At 56.5% G+C, this 9,574-nt stretch carries 9 protein-coding genes; 6 read left to right on the forward strand and 3 right to left on the reverse strand.

Features of this window, described 5'->3' with window-relative positions:
* Positions 1-310 precede the first annotated feature (310 nt).
* Positions 311-1,189 carry a sugar phosphate isomerase/epimerase family protein gene (locus RW092_RS21220; RefSeq protein WP_028537521.1) on the reverse strand — a complete coding sequence of 293 codons (879 nt, stop codon included), beginning with the start codon at positions 1,187-1,189 and terminating at the stop codon, positions 311-313.
* Between the two features lie 30 nt (positions 1,190-1,219).
* Positions 1,220-2,278 (reverse strand): Gfo/Idh/MocA family protein, encoded by a 1,059-nt coding sequence (locus RW092_RS21225; RefSeq protein WP_316011221.1) that lies wholly within the window; start codon positions 2,276-2,278, stop codon positions 1,220-1,222.
* A 142-nt stretch (positions 2,279-2,420) separates the two neighbouring features.
* Here RW092_RS21225 and RW092_RS21230 point away from each other — a divergent pair, with 142 nt between their 5' ends.
* Entirely contained in the window at positions 2,421-3,281 is an 861-nt protein-coding gene (locus tag RW092_RS21230; protein ID WP_016313755.1) for a helix-turn-helix domain-containing protein, read from the forward strand.
* Positions 3,282-3,327: 46 nt separating this feature from the next.
* The gene (locus RW092_RS21235) at positions 3,328-5,253 is read left to right on the forward strand and encodes a beta-N-acetylhexosaminidase (protein ID WP_316011222.1); all 1,926 of its coding nucleotides are present in this window, start codon (positions 3,328-3,330) and stop codon (positions 5,251-5,253) included.
* 8 nt (positions 5,254-5,261) lie between these two features.
* Here RW092_RS21235 and RW092_RS21240 read toward each other — a convergent pair whose 3' ends face one another.
* Positions 5,262-6,221, reverse strand: a complete 960-nt coding sequence (locus RW092_RS21240) for a helix-turn-helix transcriptional regulator (protein ID WP_316011223.1) — start codon at positions 6,219-6,221, stop codon at positions 5,262-5,264.
* A 148-nt stretch (positions 6,222-6,369) separates the two neighbouring features.
* Between RW092_RS21240 and RW092_RS21245 the strand changes: the two genes are divergently transcribed.
* The 4 genes from RW092_RS21245 to RW092_RS21260 all read left to right on the forward strand — a co-directional run bounded on the left by RW092_RS21245 (position 6,370) and on the right by RW092_RS21260 (position 9,414).
* Positions 6,370-6,792: a VOC family protein gene (locus RW092_RS21245; protein ID WP_016313752.1), complete on the forward strand. Its 423-nt coding sequence runs from the start codon at positions 6,370-6,372 to the stop codon at positions 6,790-6,792.
* Positions 6,793-6,915: 123 nt separating this feature from the next.
* Entirely contained in the window at positions 6,916-7,260 is a 345-nt protein-coding gene (locus RW092_RS21250) for a thioredoxin family protein (RefSeq protein ID WP_255315357.1), read from the forward strand.
* 93 nt (positions 7,261-7,353) lie between these two features.
* Entirely contained in the window at positions 7,354-8,331 is a 978-nt protein-coding gene (locus RW092_RS21255) for an AAA family ATPase (RefSeq protein ID WP_316011224.1), read from the forward strand.
* 3 nt (positions 8,332-8,334) lie between these two features.
* Complete coding sequence (locus RW092_RS21260; protein ID WP_016313749.1) at positions 8,335-9,414, forward strand: DUF58 domain-containing protein; 1,080 nt, start codon at positions 8,335-8,337, stop codon at positions 9,412-9,414.
* Positions 9,415-9,574: the final 160 nt, after the last annotated feature.

Consider the following 9,574-nt stretch of genomic DNA (forward strand, 5'->3'; position numbering starts at 1 on the left):
GCAGCGTGCCGACCGTCGCTCGCATTTTTGCTCTCGCGCCACGTGCTCAGGCAGAGTTAAAACCGAGGGCTTGACAAAAACGTTCATAGCAACGGACTCCAGAAGCGCTATTTGCCTGCTTTAGGGCGTTATACTCACGTAACGGACCGAGGAGGCCTTATTTCGGATGGAGCCGATCAAATCGCCGCAGTAGAGAGTCCATAAGGTCGCTGGAGTCCGTTACGGCGGGAAATCATCAGGAAATAAGCTAATAAGGTCATTTGGGTCCGTTACGTGAGGCAGAGAGAGCGAATGATTTCCCGAGAGGCAACTATCCCCGGAACGACTGGATAAACTTCACAGCCTGACGGATATCCTCTTCCGGATTGTCGCCGACTTCGCGTTCAATTGTCAGGTAGCCGGTGTAGCCGATTTCCTGCAGGGCGGCGAAATATGCCGGGAAGTCAACGCTGCCCTTGCCCAGCGGCACTTCCTCGAAGCCTGCGCCTGAGGCGGCCATATCGGCGATTTTTTCGTGGCTCATGGCATCGTAGCCAAGGAAGCCGTACACGTCCCGCGGATCCACTGGGCGATGGCGGACGCCGTCCTTGACGTGCGTATGGACGATGTATTCCCGCAGCGTTTTGACGCCTTGAACCGGGTCATCTCCCGTGACCATCACCATGTTGGCCGGGTCGAAGTTGACGGAGACGCCGTTGGTGCTGAGGGTGTCCAGGAAGCTTTTTAGATGAGCAGCAGGTTCGGGTCCGGTCTCGATCGCAAAATAAGCGTTCAGACTCTTCGCATACACGCCCAGCTCCTCACACGCCTCTTGCATGGCTGCGTAAATCGGGCTGTTGGTGTCCTCCGGCACGATGCCGATATGCGTAGTCACCACGTTGGTGCCCAGTTCCACCGCCAGATCGAGAATGCGCTTGGACTTTTCGATTTTGGCGGGGTTGGCGGCGGCATCTTGAAATCCGTGGCCGGCCAGGTCGCCGCACAAGGCGGAGATTTCAAGCCCCAGGCTGCTGATGTAATCTCGCAGTTCTTTGCGTTTAGCCCCAGTGAGAACCTCCGGATCCATCTCGCCGGAAACGGCATAGATCTGTACGCCGTCAGCTCCGGCTTCCTTCGCTTTCTTTAAGCCTTCCTTCACGCCTACGCCAAAGCTGTCAACGATAATGCCAATTTTGTTATTTAGCTTCATCGTGCTCACGCCTCCTTGGACTTCATAAGATTAAAAATGAATTTCCCGGCCTTCGGCAGCCGAATCGTAAATTGCGTTCAGGATTTTAATCATTTCCACACCGTCTTCCACCGGACTGATCGGCGGAATGCCATCCAGGCAGCTAGCGACAAAATGGTCGATTTCATTCTGGAAGGCCCCGCTGAAATCAAAGCCTGGCGTACTAATCTGCGGTTCGATATTCACGATGGTGTTGTGGCGCTCCGTCACGATCAACAATGTCGGTTCAATTTCGGCGCCGCCCTTGTCGCCATAGATATTGATCAGTGCGGAATTTTGCTTCGCATGCAAGGAGAAGCTGACGTCTACAAGCAGTGACGCACCGTTCTCGAAGCGAATCAACGCATTGGCCATATCCTCCACCGTGTTGAGGGAGGCATCGTAGTCCGCTGCTTGGTAAAACGAGTAGTTCTCGATGTTCGAACGATTCCCCAGTTTCGCATAGGTGTTGCCGCTCACCGATTTGACTTTCGGCCGGCCCATCAGGTACCAGCACAGATCGATGGCGTGCACGCCAATGTCGATCAGCGGGCCGCCGCCGGAGCGCGACTTGTCGGCGAACCAGCCGCCGGGATTGCCAAGCCGACGCAAGAGGCTCGCTTTGGCATAATAAATCTCGCCGAGGTCTCCGGCATCGATAAATTTCTTCAGCACCGCGATGTTGGAGGCGTGCCGCCGTACATAACCGACCTGCAACAGGTTACCGGTCCGCTCGACGGCTTGTTGTACTTGCAGAGCCTCGTCCACCGTGATGCAGAGCGGCTTCTCACAGAGAACCTGCTTGCCGGCTTCCAAAGCGGCGATACTAATCGGGGCGTGGGTGTTGTTCCAGGTGCAGATGCTGACTGCCTGGACTTCCGGATTAGCGAACATCTCGCGGTAATCCGTGTAAACGTGCGGGATGTCGTATTTGCTTGCCATGCTCCGAGCCCGTTCCTCGTTCACGTCACAGATGGCGAGCAACTTGGCTCGCGGGTTGGCACGGTAGGCTTGCAGATGGGACTCGGAAATGGAACCTGTGCCGACCAGGCCGATGTTCAGTTGGCTCATTTTTCGCAAGTGCACCCTTTCGTTCTCCGCGCGAGTTTGCTACAATGAGAGCATTCATTCGCTAGGATATGTTTTATTTATTCAAATCTATGTTTAGGCACCCCTAATTTAGCACAGGGATTTAAAAGGGAGAATGTTCAGGATGACAAAATATCTGGATTATATGATCAGTCCTGAGCCAATTCGTTTGTTTAATCCCGCGGTGGATGCGAGCCGGCGCAAAATCCAATCGTTATCCGTCGTGAACGCCGGTCATCTGCCCGGGCGTACGATGCAGCGTGCGGACGCGAGGTTCCGGTACTGGGCATTTGTGGTGATCACGGGCGGGAGCGGGTACTACCAAGCTGGCAACGCGGAAAGGCAGGAGGTTACGGCAGGCTCCTGGTTCTGTCTGTATCCGAACGAAACGTTTCAGTACGGTCCACACGCGGAAGGGCATTGGGACGAATATTATTTCACGGTGGAAGGTTCAAGGGTGGAGGAATGGCTGGGCAGCTGGTTGCAGCACCCCGAGCAGGTGAAAAAAGCAACGATCGATGAATCCCTCATTAACCGGATGGAGCTCATGTTCATGTTGATTGACAGCGGCGTGCCAAGCAATCTTGACCGGGCTTCCCTCATGCTGGAGTCGTTCCTGTACGAGCTGGTATCGCAGGCGGATCAAGCGGAAGCGGGAAACCGGGGACGGTTCGTGATGAAAGTCATCGAGGACATTGCCGCTTCCCTGTATGCCGGTCCAACACCGGAGGAGCTGGCGGCGCGGCATCATATTTCGATGTCCACGCTTCGGCGGATCGTGCACGAATATTCGGGTTATCCGCTGAATGAATTCATTCACCGGCTGAAGGTGGCTGAGGCCAAGAACGTCCTGATGAACACGGAGAAAAGCGTCAAGGAAATCGGCGAATCGCTGGGGTATCAGGATACGTTTTATTTCTCGCGTGTGTTCAAGCGAATTACCGGATGTTCGCCGCGAAGTTATCGACGCGAAGGTGGACAGTGAGTCTCTGGGCGCAGGGGTTTACACATTTGATGAGGAGGTTCACGGGATGAAGCTTTTTTTTCAAGGATGGGATGAGGAATTCGTTCATGGTGTGAAAGAATTGGAGGCTCAACTCGGATTCCAAATGGATCCTTCGGGATTACCGGTGGAAGTCGTACGATTGTCTCCAGATGCGGGACAGCTGCGGGTTACGCTGAGCGGCGGGAAAGGCCGGATTGAATATGTGGAGAAGATTCATTTCTTCCGCGCCTTAGGGTTGTTTGTGGAGCACGCCAAGACGAAAGAATCGTTTGACCTCACGGAGCGGCCGAGCTTCGATTACAACGGAGCAATGCTGGACGCATCGCGCAACGCGGTAATGCGGGTGGATGCGATCAAGCAGATGCTGCGTTACATGGCAGTGATGGGGCTGAACGGGCTGATGATGTATACCGAGGACACGTACGAAGTGCCGGAACTGCCTTACTTCGGGTATATGCGGGGGCGTTACACAGCGGAAGAACTGCGGGAATGTGATGATTATGCAGATTTGTTTGGCATCGAAATGATCCCGTGCATTCAGACGCTGGGGCATTTATTTCATGCGCTGAAATGGCAGTACGCCGAGCCGCTGCGCGACCATCCGGACATCGTGCTGCCGGGCTCGCCAGCCACGTATGAATTCCTGGAGCAGTCGATTCGGGCAGCGTCGGCGCCATTCCGGTCGAAGCGGATCCATATCGGCATGGACGAAGCGTTTCAAGTTGGACTGGGCCGGTATTTACGGGACAACGGCTTCCGCGATCGGTTCGAGGTCATGAACGAGCATGTCGGGCGGGTGATGGAGATCACCGGGAAGCTGGGGCTGGAGCCGATGATCTGGAGCGATATGTATTTCAACCTGTTATCAAACGATGTACAGGGCGGGTTGTATAACATGGAGGCGGATTTTTCCGAGGAAAATATGGCCAAGATCCCGAAAGGACTCCGGTTCGTGTACTGGAACTACTGGGGCACGGATGAGAATGTGTACAAAGAGGTGTTCGATAAGCACCGGTTGCTCGGATCGGAGCCGATCTTTGCCGGGGGCATCCATATGTGGAACCTGATGGCCCCGAACCATGGCAAAACGTGGTCGTCCATGCATCCTGCGCTGCGTGCTGCCAAACGGAGCGGCTTGCGGGAAGTGTTTGCGACCGCGTGGGGCGATAACGGGAATGAGGCGAATCATTTTGTGATTTTGCCGGGCCTGCAGCTGTTTGCTGAATATGGGTACCATGACGGCGAGATCACGGACGAGCATCTGCAGAAGCGGTTGGCCGCTTGCACGGGGCTTGATTTGTTTGGACCGCTCGAAGCATTGAAGGGGATGGATGAAGTGCCGGAGGTCCACGAAGGGAATTATTACGGCGCGAATCCATCGAAGTTCCTGCTCTGGCAAGATCCGCTGATCGGCTTGTTCGACAAGCATGTGGAAGGCATGGAAAAGACGCTGCCGGACTATTATGCCGGGTTGGCTGAGAAATGGCAGGGTTATCTTGCCGGAGAGGGAAGCGAATGGACGGAGCCGTTTACCGCGATGTTTGCCTTCTATGAAAAGCTCGCCGCTGCGCTGTCCGTGAAGTCGACGCTAGGCGTAACGATCAAGCGCCTTTACGACGCCGGGGACCGGGATGGGCTACGGCGGATCGCCGACGAGACGCTGCCGGAGCTGCGCCGCCGGGTTGACGAGTTGCGTGTGGCGCACCGGGAACTGTGGCTTGGAACGTACAAGCCGTTTGGCTGGGAAGCACTCGACATCCGCTATGGGGGAGTGCTCAGCCGCGCTGCGTCGGCGCGTGACCGCCTATTGGACTACGTAAATGGCCGGGTACCGCAGCTGGAAGAGCTGGAAGCTGAGCGTTTGGTGTTCAACCAGAACAACGTGTTTGGCACGCTGGATGTGAACGGCTTGTATCATCAGATTGCGACGGCGGGCTCGCTGTCGATGTAAATTGCCGCTTACGAATATTTCTTCAACAGCTCGCTTAATGTCCGCTTGATCGAATCCACCAGCTCCGGCGGTTCAAGGACGGTGGCCTCCTGGCCAAGGCCAATAAAGAACGTCGCGAGGTATGACAGCTCGCTGGCTGGGAACGGCCCTGCCAGCCGGCCGGAGCCATCCTCCCGGATGTGAAGCTGCAGGTGACGGCGGATGAACTGGCCTTCGCAGGCCTCAACGCCCAGCGGGGTAAGCTCAACTGCGCAGTTCAAGAGCGCTGGCTTGCGGCTGAGATGCTCCTCCCAGTTGCCGAGATGAATGTCGCGCAGGTCAAGCGGTTCCGGCGCGTCGGGCCCTGCGGCAGCCTTAGCTGAGGTGATGCGATCGCAACGGAACAAGCGGAAATCGCGCCGCTCGAAGCAATAAGCCGGGCAGTACCATAAGCCGTCGCTGGCGTATATGCCAACCGGCTGGATCTGACGGCAGGTGGAGACGCCGCGCCGCGATTCGTAGTTTATCCGGAGGACTTGCTGTTGGATAGCGGCTTCCAACAGCAAGCCTAAATACGGAAAAGCCGATTGCCGCGTCGGGGCCACGAAGTCGACGCGGTTTTTCATTTGGTCGATCCGATCTCGGACATCGCTGGACATATAGTGATAGAACTTGCCCAGCGCGGAGGACGTTTCCGTTTCAAACGGAAGAAATTGATAGTGGCGCAGGGCGTGGCTGGCGAAGAAGATCGACACCGCTTCTTCTTCGGTAAAGGCGATCGGCGGCAGAACTCGCTCGTTCAGCACCTGGTATCCGCCATGCGGCCCAACTTCGGAATACAGCGGCACGCCAAGTTCGCTAAGCTCCTGCAGGTCCCGAAGGATTGTGCGGGTGGAGACGCCAAATTCTTGGGCGAGTTCCTTAACGGTGAACCTGCGTTTGCGATTCACCGTCATCATCAGCTCCATGAGCCGTTTCGATTTGGACATGTGACTTAAAGCTCCGTTCGTGATTTTTTTAATTACGACAATAGTTGTCACTATTATGAGCTACACTGAGTACAAAGTCCAGTAAGCGGACTTGAACCTGCGCCGATGCGTGCGGGGGAAATGATGAGGATAAAGGAGCGGATCGAAGATGATTTTAACGGCCAGCCCATTAATTGCGTTGAACGGAGAAGCGGCGGAGGCTATCGCCTTCTATGAACAAATGCTGGAGGCGAAGGTGGTCTTTAAGGAGACGTTTGGCGAAATGCCGGAGCCGAAGCAGCCGATGAGCGAGGAGCTGCAGAAGCGGATTTCCCACTCCGTACTGAAGCTGGGAGACACCGTGATGTATGTGTCGGACAAGTTTCCCGATGAGCCGCATACCGTCGGCAACCAGGTGACCGTGTGCCTCACCATAGACACGGCGGAGCACGCGAAGCGGATATTTGATGGTTTGAAGCAAGGGGGAGAGGTGCACCAGCCGCTGCAACCGATGTACTTTAGTCCGGCGTACGGTGTTGTGACCGACAAGTTTGGCGTCACCTTCTGCGTGTTTACGAAACGCCCGGCATAAAAGCCGGATTCGGAAGCGGCCTTTTCGTTTTTTTGACGAAAGGGCCGTTTTCCTATGCTATGATAAGAAATAACTGTTACGTCAAAAGAAACCTAGAGACCAAGAGACAGGAGTTGGGGACCCGTGAGTTTACGCGAAATCACGGAGCAGGAATGGCTGATGCAAGCGGAGAAGAGAAGGGAGACAGCGCCGGATGGGAAGGAAGCGGGTACGGGCAGGGAGGCTTTATTTTTCGTTACGACGCTTTGCGGGACCTGCCAACTGGCGGAAAAAATGCTGGAGATCGTCCTGGCGTCCGGCCCTTGTATTCCGGTGTCCAAGCTGAACATCAACTTTACCCCGATCCTGCGGGAACGATGGCGAATCGCCAGCGTCCCTTGTCTGATCGTGCTCGAAGACGGGGTGCCGGTCCGGCAGGAATATGCGATGCGTTCGGTGGTAGACTTAAGCGAGTGGCTGCGGGTGTAAGGCGATAAGACTGTCCAAGCCCTCCTTGGGCTATCGCGTTTGGAAAGCGGTAACAACGCATGACTAAATTTTGCGATGAAGGTGGTTTTTCCTATGGAACTGCGGGAAGCGGTAGAGATGATCGGGCGGATTCGCCGCAATATCGGTGAGGTGGTGGTTGGGAAGGAGAACGTGGTGGATTTGCTGCTCGCCGCGTTGCTCGGGAACGGTCATGTGCTGCTGGAGGACGTGCCGGGGACCGGCAAAACGCTGCTGGCCAAAGCGTTGGCCAAATCGCTGGGCGGCGAGTTTAAACGCATCCAGTTTACGCCGGACCTGCTGCCATCCGATTTGAGCGGCATTAATTTCTATAATCAAAAGACCGGCGATTTCGAGTTCCGCTCGGGGCCGGTGTTTACCCATGTGCTGTTGGCGGACGAAATTAACCGGGCGACACCGCGGACGCAGTCCAGCTTGCTGGAGTGTATGGAGGAACGGCAGGTGACGATCGACGGGGTGACGCATGAGCTGGCGGCGCCGTTTTTCGTTATGGCGACGCAGAACCCGGTGGATCAGCAGGGCACGTTCCCGCTGCCGGAAGCCCAATTGGACCGCTTCCTGATGCGGATTGCCATGGGGTATCCAACATCCGACGAGGGCGTGTCCATTCTGGGACGCTTCAAGGAGCATCAGCCGCTGGCCGAGCTCCTTCCGGTCGCTTCGGCTGCGGAAGTGGCGGAAGCGCAGCGGTTCACGCAGACCGTCCGCACAGCGGAGGATCTGCTCGTGTATATCGTGGCAATCACCGAGGCGACCCGTAAGCATCCGGAGGTCAAGCTGGGAGCGAGCCCACGGGCGAGCATGAGTCTGCTGCGCGCCTCGCAAGGATTGGCGTTGGTTCGGGGCCGCGATTACGTGACGCCGGACGACATCAAGGCGGTGGCCGTGCCGGTGCTGGCGCATCGACTGCTCCTTCGCCACAGCTTGCGCGGTGCGGATAACCCTGGGGCCGAAGTGGTGCGCCAGGTGTTAGAGCATGTGGAGGTTCCGGCTGAAGCGGTGCTGGCGGCACAGGGCAAGCGGGGGGACTGACCGATGTTGCCTTGGCTCCTGATCAGCGCCGTAGGGATCATCGCGGCTTTGGCGCTCATTTACCGCTGGAGAGCTTTGAAAGGCGTTCGTTATCGGCGTTATTTTACGGAACGGGCGGTGTTTGAAGGGGATACCGTCGAAATGGTTGAGGTAATCTCGAACGCCAAGCTGCTGCCATTGCCGTGGCTTCGGCTTGAATCCAGCATCGCTGTCGGCCTGACGTTTGGCCGGCAGAGCAACTTGAACATCCATGCCGGGGAGATCTATCAGAACCACAGCAGCTTGTTCCATCTGCGGCCGTACCGGCAAATCACGCGGCACCACCAAGTGATCTGCTCGCGCCGGGGATGGTACCGGCTGGAATCGGCCACGATGACGACGGGGGATCCGTTTGGAATGAACGCCGAGGTCAAGCGGTTCCCGCTGGATCTTGAACTGCTAGTGTACCCGCGAATTCTGGAGCTGCAGGAACTGCCGCTGCCCAATCACAGCTGGTTGGGGGAACTGCCTGTCCGGCGTTGGATCGTGGAGGATCCGTTCCTGACCGCGGGCACCCGCGAGTACCGGGCTGGCGACCCGCTGGGCAGCATCAACTGGAAGGCGACGGCTCGCACCGGCAAGCTGCAGGTGCATCAACGTGATTATACAGCCGACCATCGGCTGATGATTTGCCTCAACCTGGAGACCAGTGATTCGATGTGGAAGACGGTCATCGATCCGGAGCGCATTGAGCTGGGAATCCGTTACGCGGCGACTGTGGCCGAGCATGCGCTCCGCAGCGGTCTGGCGGCGGGATTCGCCTGCAATGCATGCTTGGCGGACGGGCCAAGGGAGCCGATTCGGATTGCACCGTATGCCTCCGCAGACCAGTTCACTTTGCTGCTTGAGACGCTGGCCCGGATGGTGCTGGACAAAACCGTCTCGATGATCCGATTGCTGGAAATCGAGCTGGAGGCAGGCACAACCGATACCGATTATCTGATCATCTCCTGCCACCGGGGTGAGAAGCTGGTGGAAACCGCCGAATTGCTGCGACAAAACGGCAATGGCGTAGAGTGGATGGACATTCCGGCGGTGGTGTAAAAATGCCGCCAGACATAAAGAAAAACGTCTGTCGACGTACATTCAAAGTCGACAGACCGCGTTTAGCAGATGTTTTTCTTGCGATATCAGGATGCCCATCTCCGAAGTTTATACTTTCTGGCGTGTAATATAATCAAAATATAAAGAGGAAATCCCCAGC

It is taken from the genome of Paenibacillus sp. 3LSP (genome assembly GCF_032465655.1).
Taxonomy (GTDB): Bacteria; Bacillota; Bacilli; order Paenibacillales; family Paenibacillaceae; genus Fontibacillus; species Fontibacillus barengoltzii.